Source organism: Maricaulis sp. (assembly GCF_015665295.1).
GTDB lineage: Bacteria > Pseudomonadota > Alphaproteobacteria > Caulobacterales > Maricaulaceae > Maricaulis.
Genome location: NZ_JADFAJ010000019.1, coordinates 52,669 through 69,772 on the forward strand (window position 1 = coordinate 52,669; position 17,104 = coordinate 69,772).

The window sequence follows — 17,104 nt, forward strand, 5'->3', positions numbered from 1 at the left end:
TTCTCTAGTCGGCTTCGCCGAGTTGCAGGGCGACATAGCGTTGTCCGCCACGTCCCTCGACCAGCAGCAGGATGGCGCTGCGCCCGTCTTCACGGGCTTCATCCGCAATCGCGCGGAGGGTCTCGACGCTGTCGACGGGATTTCCGCCCGCCTCCAGGATAATGTCACCGGTGAGGATGCCCTTTCGGGCGGCCTCGCTTCCGGATTCGACCTCGTCGACCACGACACCCTCGACATTCGGGGCCAGGCCGCGGACCTCGCGGTCCTCGTCTTCCAGCGGGGCCATGGACATGCCGAACACGGTCGCGCGCGGCGCGTCCTGGTCGAGAGTGTTCATGCTGGCCAGTTCCTGCTCGCCAGGACGATCACCGAGACGCGCCCGGACCGTCCGTTCACGGCCGTCACGCAGGACCAGGAAGCGGACTTCCTCGCCGGCCTGGATATTGCCGACGCGGCGGGTCAGGTCGCGCGATCCGTCGACTTCCTCGCCATTGATCTCCAGCACCACATCCTCGCGCTCGAAACCGGCCTGGTCGGCCGGGCCGCCCTGGACGATGGAGGAGATGATGGCACCGCGCGTTTCCTCAAGGCCAAGGGCCTCGGCGATGTCGTCGGTGACATTCTGGATCGATACGCCGAGCCAGCCGCGCGCCACCCGGCCGTCTTCGCGCAGATCGGCGATGATACGGGCGGCGACATCGGAGGGAATGGCAAAACCGATGCCGACATTGCCGCCGGTCGGTGAAAAGATCTGCGAGTTGACGCCGATCACATTGCCATTGAGGTCAAAGGTCGGGCCGCCGGAATTGCCACGATTGATCGGCGCATCGACCTGGATGAAGTCATTGTAGGTCGAATTGCCGATCGGGCGCCCGATCGCCGAGATGATCCCGGCCGTGGCCGTACCGCCCAGACCGAAGGGATTGCCGACCGCGACGACCCAGTCGCCGACGCGATAGCTTGGATTCTCTTCCAGTTGCACGAAGGGAAAGACGATATCGCTGTCGATCTTCAGCAGGGCCAGGTCGGTCTGCGGATCGGTCCCGATCACCCGGGCCGGATACTCCTCGCCGTCCGAGGTGCCGATGGTGATCTCGTCGGCATTGGCCACGACGTGATTATTGGTCACGAGATAACCGTCGGCGCTGATGAAGAAGCCGGAACCGAGCGACTGGCGGGGCTGCGGCTGCGGGGTCTGGCCGCCGAACTGGCGCTCCAGCCATTCGCGCATCTGCGGCGGCAGGTTTTCCATGTCGGGGCCATCCCCGCCAAGCCGGGCCATGTCGACCGAGCCGCTCACCTGGACGGTGACGACGGACGGGCTGACGCTCTCGATCAGGTCAGCAAAGGACATCGGGGCGCCAGAAGGAACAGCGGCCGCCAGCGGCGGCTGGCCAGCAGTCTGGAAGGCGTGCGCCTCGCCCATCGGGCTGTCCAGAAGGGTGCCTGCCGCCAGCGCGGAGAGCGCCAGGAGCGAAACACCGCCGAGGCGGCGTATGCGATCAACCGAAATCATGGGTATCGACGACCTTTCCATTGCTTGTACGGGTTCATTGCGAATACAGGCCCACCATCAGGCCGCCGGATTAAACGCCGCGTGTCTCAAACATTACAATAACATTACAGTTGGTAATTTACCCGCCATCTTTCAGGCGGGTCCGGACGACCACCGGATTGTGCAGGGTGCGGTGCACCGGGCATTTGTCGGCGATTTCCAGGAGACGGGCCGTCTGGGCGGCATCGAGCGCGCCTTCGAGCAGGATTTCACGCTCGAAAATGTCGACATTGCGCTCCTGACCTTCCAGGCAAGCCTCGCAATCCTCGGCATGCCCCTTGGTGTGTGAGGTTGTCACCGTGACACGGTCGAGCGGCAGGTCCTTGCGGTCGGCATACATGCGCAGCGTCATCGAGGTGCAGGCCCCCAGGGCGGCGCTGAGAAAACCATAGGGAGACGGGCCGGCATCAAAACCGCCGACCGAAACCGGCTCGTCGGCCAGCAGGACATGGTCCCCGTCGACAACATGGTTCTCGAACTTCCCGCGCCCGGTCTCGCGCACGACCACTGCGCCGGACGGATCCGGGCGTGGCGCCGCAGGCGCCGGTGCCAGGACATAGCGCGCGGCCCAGCTGGCGATCACATCAGCCGCATAGAGCGCGTCACGCTCGCCGCGCAGCAGGTGATCGGCATCGTCAAGGCTGACGAAACTCTTGGGATGTTTGGCTGCCAGGAAGAGGCGCGAGGCATTGTCGATGCCGACGATCGCGTCGGTCGGGGAATGCAGGATCAGGAGCGGTCGCCGCAATCCGGCCGCCGCATCCTCCAGGGTCCGCCCGGCGATATCGTCGAGGAATTGCTTCTTGATGGTGAAGGGGCGTCCGGACAGCGAGACCTCCGCCGTGCCATCGCGGGCAATGGCGTCGAGGGAAGCGGCGAACTGCTGGGTGACATGATCGGCATCGGCGGGCGCCCCGATGGTCGCGACCGCCTTGACCGAGGGCAGCTGCGCCGCCGCAGCGATCACAGCCGCCCCGCCCAGTGAATGCCCGACCAGCAGGTCCGGCGCGGCATGGTGGTCAGCCATGTAGCGGGCGGCCGCGATCAGGTCCTCGATGTTGGACGAGAAATTCGTGTTCGCGAAATCACCGTCGGACTGCCCCAGCCCGGTAAAATCAAAGCGCAGGACGGCGATCCCGGCCCGGGTCAGCCGCCGGGCAATACGACTCGCGGCGAGAATGTCCTTGCTGCAGGAAAAACAGTGGGCGAACAGGGCATGGGCGCGCGGCGGACCCGCCGGCAATTCCAGCCGCGCCGCCAGCGTCTCGCCGAGAGCACCATCAAATTCAACACGTTCGGATCGGGCCATGTCGGGCCTCCCTTGCTGTCACGACAGGTAAGGTGTCCGCAGGCTGGTGCAACACACACCATGCTGACAATCGCGTCAGCGGCTTTCGGGCGTTCCTGCCGGCGTGTCCTCGCCTTCGCCCTCTCCCTGCCAGACACCGGCCTCGCGCAGCGCTTCGGCGACCTCCGGCGGCATGTAGGTCTCGTCATGCTTGGCCAGCACATTGCTGGCCTGCAGCACGCCGGAGGCATCGAACCGGCCTTCAACGACAACGCCCTGGCCCTCGCGGAACAGGTCGGGCAGCAGGCCGGCATAGACGACTTCGACCTCCCGGGCCCGGTCGGTGATGACGAAGCGTGTCGCGCCGACCTCGGTCTCGCCAACCGACTCCTCCAGCACCAGGCCCCCGACCCGGATCCGGGCCTCCGTGCCCGGATGCGCGGCCGCGATCTCGCTGGGCGAGTAGAAATAGACGATGGCGCTGCCGACGGCGGTGAAGCCCAGAGCGACGGCTATACACAGCACAATGCCGGCGAGGGCGATGGTGGCGAGGCGACGATTCCGGTGACGCATCAGCGCAGCTCCGAAGGCTTGAAGAGAAGGGAAAGATTGTTGGCCGGCATGTCGATCCGCCGCGCCAGCGTCAGGTCCTTGCGCGCAAACAGTTCGACAACATGATCGAGCGCGCGCACACCCCAGTCCGGATTGCGTGTTTTCAGCGAGGCGTCGAAAGCCAGGTTGGAGGGCGCTGTGGCCTCACCTTCCTGGAAGGGCCCGTACAGGACGACGACGCCACCCGGTGCCAACAGGCGGGCCGCGAGACCGGCCAGGGCCTCGGCAACGCCCCAGGGCGCGATATGGATGACATTCATGCAGACCAGCGCGTCGAAACCATCCAGCCCGTCGCAGCTGGCCGGGTCGAGCAGGTCGATCGCGAGCGGCGGCCGGATCGCACCACCGGCCGTGTCTGCCCACGCCGCCTGGCTGGCCCGCGAGGCGGGATCGGGATCGGAGGGCTGCCAGCGGATATCCGGCCGGGCCAGACAGGCCGCAACAGCGTGTTCGCCGGTTCCGGATCCGATCTCCAGCACCCGCGCGTCCTCGGGCAGGGCCTCGCAAAGCACCGCCGCGATGGCGTCGCGATTGCGGGCCGCGCTCGGCGAATGCAGGCGACCGTCGGCGGTGGTGCGCTGTTCCAGTGCGATCGGCGTTTCCGGTGATGTTGTCATGCGGTGGAATTACGTGCCCGTGCGCCCGGAAGCAAGGTGTCCCGCAGTGCGCGGACGCTATGCCGCGGTGGCGGCAACCCCGCGGCGGCGCAAGAGTGACGCGGCCTCGCCATGCCCGGCGGCGATCATCAGGCGCGCCGTGATCTCCAGACCGTCCTGGGCCGCGGTGCGGTTCTGCCCCTCGCTGGAAGCAACAAGATCGACCAGCATCTCGCCCGCCTCCTGCATGCGCTTTTCGGCGGCGTCGGCAACGCGTTTCTGGGTCGAGGCGATGGCGGCCGCGGTCGCGTGCTCGCGGCACATGCCGAGGAAGTAGAGCAGGCCCTCCGCCTTGTCGATCGCCGCCTCGGGCGGGATTTGCGCGGGAATGACCCGGCCACTGCGACCGCGGCGCGGTTCCGGCAGGCCGGTATCAAGCGCCAGCGGCACCTTGGCCAGAATTTTTTCGACATTGGTCGAGGCCTCGGCGCGCAGGCCGAACAGGGAGCGGCCCCAGCGACCATCCTTGCGGATGCCGAACTCGGCCGTCATGCCTGTGGAGAAGGCGACGAAACGGTCAAAGACGAGATAGCAGGCCCTGGCCTCTTCCAGGGTCTGTGGCGGTTGTTTCAGGCGGGCCGCGAAATATCCGGTATCGCCGAGCACCGCATCGCCGACGGCGGCGATCTCGGTCTTCTGGACCACAAGGTCATCATCGCGGCGCCCGATCCGCTTGATGACGCGGAAGATCTGCCAGGGGCATTCCAGCCGGCCCATGGTTAGGAGCAGGACCCACAAGGCGGCCTCGGGATTGGTCTCATGCATGTCCTCATGCAAGCGCATGACGGTCAGCGAGACCTCGTCGTCGAAATCCTCGATCTTTTCCGGTAGCTGGGCCATCGCAGCGGCGATCGCTTCGCTGTTTTTCAGCAGGACGATGGCATCGGCCAGCATGGTCCGACCTTCGCTGCCGAAGCGCTTGAGCAGGGCGGTCATATCCTTGGGAACCCGGTCGGCCTTGTGCACCGCATCGGCCAGCGCCTCGCCGGCCTGGCGGCGGTAGTCGAACCAGATCGGATCCTTTTCGGGCCGTTTGCACTTCTTGGCCGTCTCGACCATGTCCTTGGCGAGATCGCGGCCCATCCAGCCCCAGATCTTCGAGAGATCCTCGGTCGAAAAGCGGAAACGCGACGGGGGGATAATGCCGCTCTCACCGACCAGCGGGCGCAACGGCGCCAATACATAGGCCTTGGCCAGCTCACCGGCCGGCTTGCGCATGGCTTCATCAAGGTCGGCAAATATCGAGCTGAGCATGGCCGAAGCCGGATCTTTCACGGCCGCAGCACGCGTCGTTGCCCGCAACGTCGCCCGCATGTTTTCAGGCATGCTGCGCCACAGCGCTTCGAGTTTCGCTCGCTGAGAAGGCGAGAGTTTTGCCATAGCCTAGGATACACAGTTTTTTGCTCAGCCTAGTCTTCAACGACTTAGGTTAATGAGCGTTTAGCGACCAGTCGCCGGAAGCCCAATACGAGCGGCCAGACCGCCGAGTTCTGATCTCGACAGGCTGAGTTCTCCACCATAGGCCTTGGCAAGGTCTGAAACGATTGCCAGGCCGAGCCCGGAACCGGGTGCCTGTTCATCCAGACGGACCCCGCGCTGCAGGGCGGCTTCGCATTCATCCGGGTCCAGTCCGGGACCGTCATCCTCGATGGTCACCGCCAGCTCGCGCGCCTGAGTCCGTTCGGCACGGACATGCACCAGCCCGCCGGACCATTTGCAGGCATTGTCCATCAGATTGCCGATCATTTCCTCGAGGTCCTGGCGCTCGCCCTTGAAGTGGAGTCCGTCCTCGACGTCAGTTGTGATGCGGATACCGCGCGATGCGTTGATCTTTTCCAGCGTGCGCGCGAGATCGCCAACGGTTGGCCCGAGCGGCGTCCGGGCCCCGACCGCCTTGGCGTGTGCTGCAGCGCGGGCGCGGCGCAAATGGTGTTCGACCTGTTCGGTCATCAAACCGGTCTGGCGCTCGACCATGTCGGCCAGCGGCCCTTGCGAGGTCCGCGCCTCATTGGTCAGCACCGCGATCGGCGTTTTCAGGGCATGCGCAAGATTGCCGACATGGGTGCGCGAGCGTTCGACCAGCTCGCGCGAATGGTCGAGCATGGCATTGAGCTCATCGGCCAAGGGCTGAAGCTCGACCGGAAACTCGCCATCGACGCGTTCCTGATTGCCCTCACGAACCTCCGCCACGCTGGTCCGCATGCGCAGGACCGGGGCCAGGCCGATCCGGACCTGGAAGAAGACACCGGCGGCGATCGCCGTCGCGAAACCGAGGAACATGATGCCCGAGGTGATGGCGAAATTGCGCACATCGCGGTCTGCCGCGACGCGGTCTTCGGCCGCCATCATGATCACCATGTCGGTGCGGGCGGGCAATTGCACGGCCTGGGCGGTCAGGCGCAGCGGCTCACCGCTGGGCCCCTTTGTATCAAAGGAAATGATCTGGCCGGGCGTTGCCAGGGCCGAGGCCAGGAGCGCATCCGGCGGCGAGAGGATCTCGTCCCACAGCGACCGCGACACGACCAGGGCCTGATGCCCGCCACCCTCCAGGACAGGCCCGTCCATGATCTGCCAGTACCGGCCCGAAAACACCCGGTCGAAAGCGGGGTCTGACGGCCGACGGGCGAGCACGATGCCGCCGCCGGGATCCGTCTCGGCCGCCGCGACGAGCGCCTCGACGACACTGGCCAGCCGGTCGTCCATCGTGCGCAGCACGGAGCGTTGGTACAGGGTCGTCAGCGCCACCGCGCCGAGCAGAAGCAGGACCAGCGCCCAGGCAGCGGCGCCGGCAAACAGTCTGAAAGCCAGGGAGGCGCGGCGTTTCACGAAACCGGGCGCGCCACCGGATCAACCAGCCGATAGCCGAGACCGCGCACGGTCTCGATCCGGTCAGTCCCGATCTTCTTGCGCAGGCGGCCGACAAAAACCTCGATCGTATTGCTGTCGCGGTCGAAATCCTGGTCGTAGATATGCTCGACCAGCTCGGTCCGGGAGATCACCCGGTCCTGGTGATGGGCGAGATAGGACAGCATGCGGAATTCGTGCGAGGTCACCTTGACCGGCGCGCCGTCGATAAAGACGCGGGCGCCGCGGGTATCGATGGACAGGCCACCGCACTCGATCGTCGCGGTGGTGTGACCGGCGGCGCGGCGGGTCAGCGCGCGCATGCGGGCCAGCAATTCCTCGGTATGGAAAGGCTTGGTGAGATAGTCGTCGGCGCCGGCATCAAAGCCGGCGACCTTTTCCGACCAGCGATCACGCGCGGTCAGGATCAGGACCGGGAAATCGCGGCCAGCCTGGCGCCAGCGTTCCAGCACGCTTACCCCGTCCATCTTGGGCAGGCCGAGATCAAGCACGACGACATCATAGGGTTCGGTATCGCCCATGAAATGTCCGTCCTCGCCATCAAGGGCAGAGTCCACGGCGTAGCCTGCATCCTCCAGGGCCCGGCCAAGCTGGCGGTTCAGGTCCGGATCGTCTTCAACAACAAGCGCGCGCATTCTGTCCCCCTATCGTTCGTAGAGTATCTGCCCGGTACGGGCATCGGCAACCACATCCACGCGGCGGCCATCCTGGGTGAGGATCTTGATCACGTAGCGCGGTGAGGCACCGCCCTCGAGCTCGGCATCAAGCACATCGGCACCGGGATAGCGGCGACGCACCTCCGAGATCACACGCAAAGCCGGCACGACATCGCCCTGGCGCCGCGCATCGCGGGCTTCAGGCGCAGAGTAGCGGTCCTGCAGGCTGGCATAGCCCGTGGGCTGAACTGCAATCGCAGGACCGTCAGCCCCGGCGGGGGCTGCAATGACGCTCAGGGCGCCGGCAAGGATGATCAAATATCTCGACATGGCACTCACACTGACGGACTCCCCCTGAACCCGTCCTGAACAAACTACTACCAAAACATCACTGCCACGAGCGGCGTTGCAGGCCCGGCTACGGGCGCAGGCCCTTGCGCGGATCATAGCCTTCCGGCGGCGACCACGTCTCAAGGAAAGCCTTGAGTGCCTCATCGCTGGACGGCAGCGCCACCATCAGCCGGATCAGCTGGTCGCCGCGCTTGCCCTTGGCTCCCGCAAATCCCTTGCCACGCAGGCGCAGAAGCGTCCCGGTCGAGGATCCGGGCGGAACACGGACATCGACCGGCCCGTCAATCGTCGGCACGCGGACCTTGGCCCCCAGCGCCGCTTCCTTGAGGCTGATCGGCAGTTCGAGGCGGACATCATCGCCCGCGCGGGAAAAGAATTTGTGTTCGGCGACCCGGATCTCGATCAAGGCATCACCGGCCGGTCCGCCACTGGCAGAGGGTTCGCCCTGGCCGCGCAGGCGCAGCACCTGCCCGTCCGACGCGCCTGACGGCACGGCGACGTCCAGCGTCCGGCCACCAGGCAGGGTGACGCGATGCTTGCCGCCCTGGGCCGCTTCCATGAAGTCGACGGTCAGGCTCTGGCGCATATCGGCCCCCTTGCGCGGCGCCTGCTGCTGGCGGCGCGCGCCACCCTGGGCACCAAAATCGGTGAAGAGGTCGGAGAAAATATCCTCGAAACCGCCGCGCCCGGCATTGCGGGTCTGCCGGAAATTGAAGGGCCGGCCGCCGGCCGCATCGCCCATGCCGCCCATGCCGCCCATGCCGGGATGAAAGCCGGCGCGGGTCGCGGCATCATACTCGGCGCGCTTTTCCGGGTCCGAGAGCAGTTTGAAGGCCTGGGAAACATGTTTGAAACGCTCCTCGGCTGCAGCATTGCCGGGATTGGAATCAGGATGCAGTTCCTTGGCCAGCTTGCGATAGGCCTTGCGGATCTCCTCGGCCGTCGCCGTCTTGGGGACGCCAAGTATCTTGTAGGGGTCATCCATGCCCGTCATGCCTTGCAAAAGCCCTGCGTCTCGCGCCTGCTTGTCGTCAAACTCTCACATCATGTAAGCGGCTTTGGCGGCGATATCAAAGCCGGGCTCACAGGTCGAAGCCGGCCATTGCAGCCGGGCCCGCTCCGACCCGCGCGGAAATCTGCGACACCCGCACGGCGAGGTGGGCCGGCAGCGCGCCGAAAGCATCGATCAACAAGGCATCGGGCAAGCCGGTCTGTGGTGCCGCGATCCCGCCCAGCACGAGATTTTGGCCCGCCGCGTCCAGCTCGACCTGCCAGACCTCGCTCGCCTCACCCAGCGGCACCTCGGGCGCCGACCAGTCATCGCCGCCGATCCGCGTCTGGCGGATCCAGTGCAGGGTGCGGCTGTCACCGGACCCGGCCAGCGACAGGTGCACCGGTGGCAGCGGCATCAGATCGGCCGTGACCGCCGGCACAGTCCGCACCGTCGCGGCTTCATCAAGCGGCGAGCGCCCGTGCGCCACGGCGACAATGTCGAGATCGATCCCGCGCTCGTGCGGCGCCAGCACCAGGGGCTGACAGGCGGCATCCAGCACGACAACCCGCGCGCCGACCGGCGCCGACCGGGCGATGGTGTCGCCAAGCCCGCGCAAAAGCCCGCCGAGCCGGTATTGCCCGGGCGCGACCAGCTCGGCATCGGTAAAACCGATCACCTCCCACGTCCCCGCCTCGGCTTCGACGGCAATCCGGTTGGCACCGCCCAGAACCGCAAGCGTATCACGGCTCTCGACCTGGCCCCAGTCTAGGATCAGCGCGATCGATGCCGCCCGGTCCCAGCGCCCGACCGGTCCTGTCCCGAGCGCCTCGACCAGTCGGCCCAGCCGCGCCGGGCGGGTCAGCTGCAGGCGGGCCTGACCGGCCAGCGCGATATCGATTGCGCCGGGCCGGTTTCGCGCCCAGGCCGCGACCAGCGGACCGTCGCGCGCTTCACCCGATTGCAGCGGCAGGTCGAGCACTTCCAGCGCCGGACGGGTCGCCAGCCCGGGCGGGGCCTCGTCGACCGCCGCCTCACCGGCGCTCAGCGTGGCACGGCGTCCGCCGGGCCGGACCAGCCGGGCCGAGCGCACCGCGCCGCCATCGAGCGACGCGATCTGCCAGAGGCCACCCTCAATCAGCACCGCATCTCCCGGCTCAAGCCGGAGCGAGTCCGGCGGCAGGGTGAGTGCGACCTGATCGGCGCTCGCATGCGCAGCGGCCAGCCAGTCGGCACACCAGCGCCGGGCCGTGTCCGCATCGGCAACCACCGGCACGCTCAGACCCGCGCTTGTTACGGTGCCGAACCGCTCACGCGCGAAGGCCTGGCCGACACGGTAGGCGGCCCGGTCGTCATGAAAGCCGAGCCGGACATCGCGGACCAGATCAAGCGGTGCCGGATAATGCCGGCTCACGGCATCGCTGCCGGTCGCCACCGGATCGGTGAGCACGAACCCGTCCGTGGCCGGATGCGCCGAGACAAAGCGCACGGCCTCGCTGCCCTCGATCACCGCAATGCCCAGCAGGCCGGTCAGCGGTTCCAGCGCCTCGCGCGCTGCCATCGGCCGGTCGACCAGATAGCCGGCGACCAGATCGTCGACCGCGCCCGTCTCGACCGCGTCGAGGCCCGAGGCATTCGCCAGCTCGTCGATGATACGCGCCACCGGCACCAGCCCGGCGCGGCCATTTAGCCAGTGGCCGCGCCGCCAGTTGGCCCCGTCCGACCAGATCTCGCTGCGGGCGGGAAAATCGGGGAAGGGCCGCGCATCAAAGGCCCAGACCGCACACCAGCCCGGTTCGACCATCGGCCCGCCATAGAGCGGCGAGACCGGATTGGCGGCGGGGTCGTCCCAATGCGCCAGCAGGGCCTCCAGATAGCGGCGCTGGATGAGATCATCGCGGCTGCCGGTCGAGAAGAAAGGCGGCGCGCTTTCCGAGCTCTTGGGATCGATGAAGACATTGGGCTGGTTGGCGCCCTTGTCGACGGCCGGACAGCCCAGTTCCGTGAGCCATATCGGTTTCGCGCGCGGCACCCAGCCGGTCGGGCTTTCGCTGCGGACACCGCCGGGCCGGTCATGATGGGCATTCGACCACCAGCCAACCAGGTCCTTGTAGCGCCACACCCAGTCCTCGCCATGACCGGCATCAAGGATGGCGGTGCGCAGCTGTGCTTCGCGATCGGCCGGGCTTGCATAATACCAGTCATACCCCTCCCCGCCGGTGACCTGGCTGGCGAGATAATCGCGGTCATGCGGGCTGGCAGCCAGCGGGGCATCGAGATGGTCGTCACTGTCGCGCCAGTCCGAGAGCGGGATGTAGAAATCGATCGCGACCGCATCGATCACCGGGTGCGACCACAGTGGATCAAGGTGAAAGATCTTGGTCCCGCCACCCGGCTGATGGCCGTGATATTCGCTCCAGTCGGCGGCATAGGAGAGCCGGGTCGCCGGTCCCAGCAGGGCGCGTACCTCGCTCGCGAGTTCGCACAGGGCGGCAACGGCGGGATAGCCCTCGTCCGGTCCGGCGGTGGTCAGCGCCACCATTTCCGAGCCGATCAGGAAACCATCCACCCCGCCGGCCGCCTTTGCCAGCGCGGCGCAATGCAGGATGAAGCGGCGATAGCGCCACTCCGCCGGTCCGTCATAGCTGACCGAGCCTGCCGACACCGTAAAGTCCGACGCAGCGGCTGTCCCGAAGAAGTCCGCCACTTGCGGCGCCACACTCCCCTCCGTCGGACGGATACGCCCGCGCCAGGGATAGGCCGGCTGGCCGCTGCCGCCCTCCGGACCGGGCAAGACGTTGCCCTCGGCGATATCCATCAGGATGAAGGGATAGAGCGTCACCGTGAGGCTGCGCGCCTTGAGCGCCTGGATGAAGGCAATCACCCCGGCATCATCCGGCGTGCCGCCATAGACCGGACGGTCCGCCACCCGGCCGATCAGCCAGGCCGTGTCACGATCCGCCCCGGCGACCGACCAGGCGGTCGGTCGGGTCTCGCTCTCGCGATCCTCGACACCGGGGCGGATCTCGCAATCGCCACAGCGCAGATCATCGCCGAACCAGGCCAGCACGATCTGCACCGCCCGGCAGGCCGGCAGGTCGCGCTCCAGATCGTCCAGCGCCGCCATCACATCGGTCAGCCCGCGTGAATTATTGCGGTTGAGCGGGGTCTCCGCGCCCGGCCCGTCGAGCCGCATCACCGGCTCGGGCGAAAGGGCGAACTCGCCGCAGCCGGGGATGAGATTGACCCCGCGCACCTGCGTCTCCAGCCCGCCCTCACCGGCACCGCGAAACACTTCGACCGAGAGATTGGGGATGCGATGGCCGAATTCATCCAGCGCAAAATCCTCGAGGACGAGATAGGCGGTGCCGCGAAAGCCGGGCGCGTCCGGACCCTCGATGGCACTGATCAGCGCATCCGGCGCCTGGTCTTCGGTCCCGGCATGCCAGCGCACGGCAAAGCGCGACTGGTCGAGCAGCGCGCCATTGGCCCAGATCCGGCCAATCCCGGAAATCGCGCCCTCGCACAGGCCGACGGCGAAGGAGAGTGAATAGGAAAAGCCGGTCTCTCTTGGTCCCGACTTTCCGCCACCGGAAGTCTCGGCATGTTCGGCAAAGCGCGCCGCCCAGATCACCTGACCGGCGAGCCGGGCCCGGCCCCACAGGCGCGGCATGGGCGCACCGTCCGTCGAGGTCTGGACCGGCAATTCGATCAGGCGCGGCCCTTCGCGCGCCGGCAGCAATGTATTGAGCGCCGCACTCGCCGCAGCCTGCCCCAGCGCCGGCAGGGCAGCGCGCAGGCCGGTCAGGGCAACACGGCCGGCGGTCAGGACAAGCTGGGCCATATCATCTCCTCAAGCCGCTCGGCTTCGGGCAGGTCGGGAAAGGCGAAGGCGGCGACCGCTCGTCGTCGCCACCAGGGCGTCAGTGCGGTTTCGCAGACACTGCGATGCCAGTAGGCGTGGATGATCCGCCCGGATTGAGACTTGCCGGATTGAGACTTGATCGCACAATGCCGCGCCGCACCGCCTGGCTCGACGGCAAACAGGAGAAGATCGCCGGGGCGGGCCGCCGCCTTGTCGATCTCGCGGCAATGGGCCTGGGCACCCGCCAGCAGCGCGCCGTCAAAGGCCCCGGTCGAAAGATCGCGATCATAGACAGGCACAGCCTGCGGCTCGGCGCCATAGAGCGCCCGCCAGATCCCGCGCACAAGGCCGAGACAATCCGTCCCGGCACCCAGACAGCTGGCGCGGTGACAAAAGGGCGTGCCGATCCAGCGCCTTGCCTCGGCGAGCGCCCTGGCGCGCACGGAGACCGGCTTGCGGCGAGCCAAGCCGCTCATCCGCCCAGCCCCCGCGAGCCGCCATCGCGCACCGCCTCGCTGGCCGGCGAGGCCTGCAGCAAATCATTGCCGACCATATAGGGGAAACCGCGGAAATTGAGCGTGTTGGCGAAGCGGTCGCGGCAGGTTGAAAAGGCCTTGTCGCAGCCGCCCGCGAAACCGGGATGATCCTCCGCCACGCCGCAGCGCGCATCGCCGAGATCGGCATCACAGCGCCGGGCAAAGACCCGGCCCGTCACCCGCGAAAGGCGATGAGAGAGGCCGAGCAATTCGGCCTGGAAGCGGCCATCAACGGCGCGAATCTCGCCCAGCTCGCCCTGCCCGGTCTTCACACCCGGCGGTGGATCGGCCGACCAGTCGACCCGCCAGCTCTCGACCCGGGCGCCGGACCACAGACCGGCTTCCAGATCCTCCGCTCGCAGCACGGCATCATCAAGCGCGCCGACAAGACCGGCCTGGTCCGGTGCCAGCCCGGTCTCGGCGGCCAGCATGTCACCACCGAAGCCTGTTGCCGCATGGCAGGTCACCCCGTCCAGCACCAGGTCATGATCATGATCGGTAAAGCCGAACCGGGCGCCGTCGCGCCGGGTAACGATCCAGGCCTGGCACAGGCAGGACACACCGCTGGCCAGCGCCGCCGCAATCGGCGTCGGGATTTCACGCATGCACACCTCCTTGCCGCCCCGTTCCGGGCGGTCGTTCAGGGTCTGATTTCGATGAGGGGGATGGTGCTCGCCGAGGCCGCGCCGGGATCATCCAGCGACAGGTCGAGCCGGTCGGTGTCAAAACGCACCGGCACGTCAAAGGCAAAACCGGCGGTCACGGCGACGCCCGCGGCAGGCGGGCTGGCCAGGGTGACGACACCCGTCGCCGTATCGACCAGAAACCCGACCGTCTCGACCCCGTCCAGCGCCACACGGACCGAGCCCTCGACCGGTTTGCTGATGGTCCGGGTCCAGGACGCATCACCGCTTTGATAGTGTTTGACCAGCTGGAAGGACGTCGCCGCTCCATCGCCGGTGCCCAGCAGCTGATCCGTCGGGCTCGGCGCCTGGTCCGGCGATGTCGAGCGATTGTCGAACGGATCGCGAAAGCGGAAGCCGTGCAGCGGTCCACGCCGCGCCTCAAAGAATTCGATCAGCGCGTGACTGTCAGCCAGCGAGCGCACGCCCGGCCCGGCATCATAGCGGCGCCGGCTGTCGGCCCAGGGCGTATTGCGCTGTTCCCGGCCGGACAAGAGCGGCACGATCTCGGTACGCCGTTCCGGTCCGCCCGTGGCCCCGATCGAGACCGAGAAGGGAAAGCGGACTTCGTGGAACACACTCATGACCAGCGCCGCCCCTCATCGACCGCCCGGGCCAGGCTGCGCGCGATGCGGGCGCGCGATTGCGCCACCACCCGTTCGCTGTCGCCGGCATGGCCGGGCGGCAAGGTGAGATGGATGTGCACGGTCTGGCCGCCGCCCGCCGCGCCGATCTGACCGCCCGTGCCCGGCACAAACACTTCCGGTCCGCGCTCGCCAACCAGATAGGCCGATCCCGCCTGCACCGGCCCGCCCTCGGCGCGGGCGCCGGACGGTGTCACCGATCCCAGCACCCGGTCGATCAGCCCGGCCAGCGGACGCTCGATCACCTGCTGGGCGGCGAGACGCGCCAGATCCGCCAGGATGGCCTCGGTCATGCGCGAGAAATCCGCCTCGCCGGACCTTGCGGCCCGGCCGAGCGCCTGTTCGATCCGGCTGCCGGCGCGTTCGAACGCTGTTTCCAGCGCCTCGGCGGCACGCTGGCCGGGCCCGTCGGCGAAATCGTCGAGCGGATTGTCGGAAGAGGATGGGCTCATCTTTCAGCCTCCTTGTCAGAATTGTCGGGAAAGCGCTGGCGCAGGGCCTCCAGCCCGGCCCGGTCGAGCGGCACGGTGGCGGCCAGCGGTCCGGTCAGGGCCCGCCATTCCACCAGCGAGAGGCGCCACAGCGTCTCGGGCATCAGGCCGATCGCCAGGCCGGTGCGCAGGATGGCAGCCCAATTCATGCCTCCAGCCCCGCCGCCAGACAGGCCGCGACCGCATCGGCCGCTTCGGCCAGTGACAGGGGCGCCGCCTTGAGCGTCTCAAGCGAGACCGGGCTGCCGCCACCGCGGGCGAGAATCTCGACGAGGCGCAACAGCCTGTCCGCCGTCAGCGCGTCCCCGTCGCGGGTCAGCGCTTCGATCTCGGCCAGACCGCCCAGCGTGAGACACAGCGTCAGCCGCCTCTCACCGGCGAGGAGTTCGACCTCGCCGCGTTGCGGATTGGCCATCTCAGAGCGCCGCGAACGCGATCGGTCCGGCCGAGGCCAGGCTCATCGACCAGGTCGCCTCGCCATCATGCCGGCCGGCATAGTCCAGCGCCGCGACCAGGAAGGGCCCGGTCAGCGTGCCGAAATCGGGAATGACAAGCTGCCAGGCCAGCGCCGCCTGGTCGAAAAACGCCTGCCGGATCTGCGCATCGGCCGCGGCATCGACAAACACGCCGGAGCCGGACACGCCGCACGTCTTCACCCCGCCGCCGGCCAGCAATTCACGCCAGCCTTGGACGCTCTCGGCATGGGTGACATCGACCGTGCGCGCATTGAGCGAAATCGTCTTGAGCCGGAGCCCGGCGGCACTGGTAAACACAGGCGGATCGGCGCTGTCACCGATACGGATCAGGATATCGCGGCCGGACTGGACACTCATGGCAGGTCTCCTTCGTCGATTGGATGGTCACGCCCCGCCACCGCCTTCACCCGCAGCACGCCACGTTTCATCCGCCGCTCCGGCGTGGTGAAGACGTCGCGATAGACCGGGGTCAGGGTGACGAGGCGCCAGGGGTCGGGCAGGACGGGCTCGGGCAGATCAGGATCGGCGGCCAGCGCGTGGACGGCGTCGGCCAGCGCCTCGAGCACCGGGCCGGGATCGCCGTCGCGATACCAGACATCGAGGCCGAGCCGGACCTCGGCGAGGCGAACCCCGTCGCCGCCCTTCTCACTGATCTCGGCCCGGCCCCAGCTGGCATGGGGAAAGGCGGCGCGGTGATCGCGGCTCGCATGCAGGCGCAAGGGGTCACCGAGCAGGAGGGCGATTTGCGGCGTGTCGGCAAACTGCGCCGCCAGCGCGGCCTGCAGCGCTTCGACCACCCCGCTCACAGCGACACCGGACGGAAGGGGCGGATCAGCTCCGCCACGCCGGGCGGCAAGGCGCTGGCGCCATTGGTTTCGGCGAGATGGACGGTGAGCTGGAGGATGGCTTCGCGCAGCGGCGCCGGCACGTCCTCGGGCGTCTCGCCATAGCCGCAGCGAAAGCGGATCTCGATGCCCGCTGCGGCCCGCCCCGGCTGCGGCCAGCTCATGCCGGGCCGCAGGACGAGCCGGCCCGGATCGCTCAGCCTATCCACGAAAAACGCCGCCGGATCGATCTCCGACGGCGTATCATCCGCGCCATATATGGTGACCGCCTCGAGCGCGATCAGCGGCGGTTTCAAGAGCCTCAACCGCGTCCCGAAGGCCGAAAGCCGCCCCTCGCCCCACCACACATCGCGGCGTTCCAGCCAGGTCTGGGCGAGAAGCGCCCGCCCGGTATCCCGCTCGACACGCGCCCGGGCCGTTTGTATCCAGTGGTTGATCGCGTCGTCCTGCGACGCATCCGCCACCCGAAGGCGAGCCCTGGCGTCTGGCAGGCTGACAGGCTCCGCGGCGGGCGGAGTGAGGAGTGTGAGGGACATGGGGGAGTACTCCGTGGTTCCGGTCAGCGCCATCTCCATTTTCCCGGACACGCG

The 17,104-nt window shown here is 67.6% G+C and carries 19 protein-coding genes; all 19 read right to left on the minus strand.

All coding sequences use genetic code 11. The features are described from left to right. Positions 1–4: 4 nt before the first annotated feature. The gene (locus QZZ02_RS09950; protein ID WP_291844048.1) at positions 5–1,516 is read right to left on the minus strand and encodes a Do family serine endopeptidase; all 1,512 of its coding nucleotides are present in this window, start codon (positions 1,514–1,516) and stop codon (positions 5–7) included. A 118-nt stretch (positions 1,517–1,634) separates the two neighbouring features. Continuing rightward, the gene (locus QZZ02_RS09955) at positions 1,635–2,864 is read right to left on the minus strand and encodes a bifunctional alpha/beta hydrolase/OsmC family protein (protein ID WP_291844050.1); all 1,230 of its coding nucleotides are present in this window, start codon (positions 2,862–2,864) and stop codon (positions 1,635–1,637) included. A 75-nt stretch (positions 2,865–2,939) separates the two neighbouring features. Beyond that, complete coding sequence (gene ccmE / locus QZZ02_RS09960) at positions 2,940–3,416, minus strand: cytochrome c maturation protein CcmE (RefSeq protein WP_291844051.1); 477 nt, start codon at positions 3,414–3,416, stop codon at positions 2,940–2,942. Next, positions 3,416–4,072 carry a DUF938 domain-containing protein gene (locus QZZ02_RS09965; protein WP_291844052.1) on the minus strand — a complete coding sequence of 219 codons (657 nt, stop codon included), beginning with the start codon at positions 4,070–4,072 and terminating at the stop codon, positions 3,416–3,418. The genes ccmE and QZZ02_RS09965 overlap by 1 nt, the downstream gene beginning before the upstream one ends. Positions 4,073–4,129: 57 nt before the next feature. Then, a complete protein-coding gene (locus QZZ02_RS09970; RefSeq protein WP_291844054.1) occupies positions 4,130–5,437 on the minus strand; it encodes a hypothetical protein in 1,308 nt (435 codons plus the stop codon). A 114-nt stretch (positions 5,438–5,551) separates the two neighbouring features. Next, positions 5,552–6,937 carry a sensor histidine kinase gene (locus tag QZZ02_RS09975; RefSeq protein WP_291844056.1) on the minus strand — a complete coding sequence of 462 codons (1,386 nt, stop codon included), beginning with the start codon at positions 6,935–6,937 and terminating at the stop codon, positions 5,552–5,554. Further along, complete coding sequence (locus tag QZZ02_RS09980) at positions 6,934–7,611, minus strand: response regulator transcription factor (RefSeq protein WP_291844058.1); 678 nt, start codon at positions 7,609–7,611, stop codon at positions 6,934–6,936. The genes QZZ02_RS09975 and QZZ02_RS09980 overlap by 4 nt, the downstream gene beginning before the upstream one ends. Before the next feature lie 9 nt (positions 7,612–7,620). Next, positions 7,621–7,962 carry a PepSY domain-containing protein gene (locus tag QZZ02_RS09985; protein WP_291844059.1) on the minus strand — a complete coding sequence of 114 codons (342 nt, stop codon included), beginning with the start codon at positions 7,960–7,962 and terminating at the stop codon, positions 7,621–7,623. A gap of 88 nt (positions 7,963–8,050) precedes the next feature. Next, positions 8,051–8,977, minus strand: a complete 927-nt coding sequence (locus QZZ02_RS09990; RefSeq protein WP_291844060.1) for a J domain-containing protein — start codon at positions 8,975–8,977, stop codon at positions 8,051–8,053. A gap of 88 nt (positions 8,978–9,065) precedes the next feature. Further along, on the minus strand, positions 9,066–12,818 hold the full coding sequence (locus QZZ02_RS09995; RefSeq protein ID WP_291844062.1) for a glycoside hydrolase/phage tail family protein: 3,753 nt from the start codon (positions 12,816–12,818) through the stop codon (positions 9,066–9,068). Next, the gene (locus QZZ02_RS10000; RefSeq protein WP_291844064.1) at positions 12,800–13,315 is read right to left on the minus strand and encodes an NlpC/P60 family protein; all 516 of its coding nucleotides are present in this window, start codon (positions 13,313–13,315) and stop codon (positions 12,800–12,802) included. The genes QZZ02_RS09995 and QZZ02_RS10000 overlap by 19 nt, the downstream gene beginning before the upstream one ends. Next, the gene (locus tag QZZ02_RS10005) at positions 13,312–13,980 is read right to left on the minus strand and encodes a DUF2163 domain-containing protein (RefSeq protein ID WP_291844065.1); all 669 of its coding nucleotides are present in this window, start codon (positions 13,978–13,980) and stop codon (positions 13,312–13,314) included. Before QZZ02_RS10005 ends, QZZ02_RS10000 begins: the two co-directional genes overlap by 4 nt. Positions 13,981–14,015: 35 nt before the next feature. Continuing rightward, entirely contained in the window at positions 14,016–14,642 is a 627-nt protein-coding gene (locus QZZ02_RS10010) for a DUF2460 domain-containing protein (RefSeq protein WP_291844066.1), read from the minus strand. Next, positions 14,639–15,154, minus strand: a complete 516-nt coding sequence (locus QZZ02_RS10015; protein ID WP_291844067.1) for a phage tail tape measure C-terminal domain-containing protein — start codon at positions 15,152–15,154, stop codon at positions 14,639–14,641. Before QZZ02_RS10015 ends, QZZ02_RS10010 begins: the two co-directional genes overlap by 4 nt. Further along, the gene (locus QZZ02_RS10020; protein ID WP_291844069.1) at positions 15,151–15,342 is read right to left on the minus strand and encodes a phage tail assembly chaperone; all 192 of its coding nucleotides are present in this window, start codon (positions 15,340–15,342) and stop codon (positions 15,151–15,153) included. Before QZZ02_RS10020 ends, QZZ02_RS10015 begins: the two co-directional genes overlap by 4 nt. Next, complete coding sequence (locus QZZ02_RS10025) at positions 15,339–15,608, minus strand: hypothetical protein (RefSeq protein ID WP_291844070.1); 270 nt, start codon at positions 15,606–15,608, stop codon at positions 15,339–15,341. Before QZZ02_RS10025 ends, QZZ02_RS10020 begins: the two co-directional genes overlap by 4 nt. Position 15,609: 1 nt before the next feature. Then, positions 15,610–16,026 carry a phage major tail protein, TP901-1 family gene (locus QZZ02_RS10030; RefSeq protein WP_291844072.1) on the minus strand — a complete coding sequence of 139 codons (417 nt, stop codon included), beginning with the start codon at positions 16,024–16,026 and terminating at the stop codon, positions 15,610–15,612. Further along, complete coding sequence (locus tag QZZ02_RS10035) at positions 16,023–16,475, minus strand: DUF3168 domain-containing protein (protein ID WP_291844074.1); 453 nt, start codon at positions 16,473–16,475, stop codon at positions 16,023–16,025. The genes QZZ02_RS10030 and QZZ02_RS10035 overlap by 4 nt, the downstream gene beginning before the upstream one ends. Further along, positions 16,472–17,050, minus strand: a complete 579-nt coding sequence (locus QZZ02_RS10040; RefSeq protein ID WP_291844075.1) for a hypothetical protein — start codon at positions 17,048–17,050, stop codon at positions 16,472–16,474. The genes QZZ02_RS10035 and QZZ02_RS10040 overlap by 4 nt, the downstream gene beginning before the upstream one ends. Between the last annotated feature and the right edge of the window lie 54 nt (positions 17,051–17,104).

What these genes read in the sequence shown, in the direction of transcription:
- QZZ02_RS09950 (WP_291844048.1), bottom strand. Translation starts at nt 1,516, where the DNA reads ATGATTTCGGTTGATCGCATACGCCGCCTCGGCGGTGTTTCGCTCCTG.
- QZZ02_RS09955 (WP_291844050.1), bottom strand. Translation starts at nt 2,864, where the DNA reads ATGGCCCGATCCGAACGTGTTGAATTTGATGGTGCTCTCGGCGAGACG.
- ccmE (WP_291844051.1), bottom strand. Translation starts at nt 3,416, where the DNA reads ATGCGTCACCGGAATCGTCGCCTCGCCACCATCGCCCTCGCCGGCATT.
- QZZ02_RS09965 (WP_291844052.1), bottom strand. Translation starts at nt 4,072, where the DNA reads ATGACAACATCACCGGAAACGCCGATCGCACTGGAACAGCGCACCACC.
- QZZ02_RS09970 (WP_291844054.1), bottom strand. Translation starts at nt 5,437, where the DNA reads ATGCCTGAAAACATGCGGGCGACGTTGCGGGCAACGACGCGTGCTGCG.
- QZZ02_RS09980 (WP_291844058.1), bottom strand. Translation starts at nt 7,611, where the DNA reads ATGCGCGCGCTTGTTGTTGAAGACGATCCGGACCTGAACCGCCAGCTT.
- QZZ02_RS09985 (WP_291844059.1), bottom strand. Translation starts at nt 7,962, where the DNA reads ATGTCGAGATATTTGATCATCCTTGCCGGCGCCCTGAGCGTCATTGCA.
- QZZ02_RS09990 (WP_291844060.1), bottom strand. Translation starts at nt 8,977, where the DNA reads ATGACGGGCATGGATGACCCCTACAAGATACTTGGCGTCCCCAAGACG.
- QZZ02_RS09995 (WP_291844062.1), bottom strand. Translation starts at nt 12,818, where the DNA reads ATGGCCCAGCTTGTCCTGACCGCCGGCCGTGTTGCCCTGACCGGCCTG.
- QZZ02_RS10000 (WP_291844064.1), bottom strand. Translation starts at nt 13,315, where the DNA reads ATGAGCGGCTTGGCTCGCCGCAAGCCGGTCTCCGTGCGCGCCAGGGCG.
- QZZ02_RS10005 (WP_291844065.1), bottom strand. Translation starts at nt 13,980, where the DNA reads ATGCGTGAAATCCCGACGCCGATTGCGGCGGCGCTGGCCAGCGGTGTG.
- QZZ02_RS10010 (WP_291844066.1), bottom strand. Translation starts at nt 14,642, where the DNA reads ATGAGTGTGTTCCACGAAGTCCGCTTTCCCTTCTCGGTCTCGATCGGG.
- QZZ02_RS10015 (WP_291844067.1), bottom strand. Translation starts at nt 15,154, where the DNA reads ATGAGCCCATCCTCTTCCGACAATCCGCTCGACGATTTCGCCGACGGG.
- QZZ02_RS10020 (WP_291844069.1), bottom strand. Translation starts at nt 15,342, where the DNA reads ATGAATTGGGCTGCCATCCTGCGCACCGGCCTGGCGATCGGCCTGATG.
- QZZ02_RS10025 (WP_291844070.1), bottom strand. Translation starts at nt 15,608, where the DNA reads ATGGCCAATCCGCAACGCGGCGAGGTCGAACTCCTCGCCGGTGAGAGG.
- QZZ02_RS10030 (WP_291844072.1), bottom strand. Translation starts at nt 16,026, where the DNA reads ATGAGTGTCCAGTCCGGCCGCGATATCCTGATCCGTATCGGTGACAGC.
- QZZ02_RS10040 (WP_291844075.1), bottom strand. Translation starts at nt 17,050, where the DNA reads ATGTCCCTCACACTCCTCACTCCGCCCGCCGCGGAGCCTGTCAGCCTG.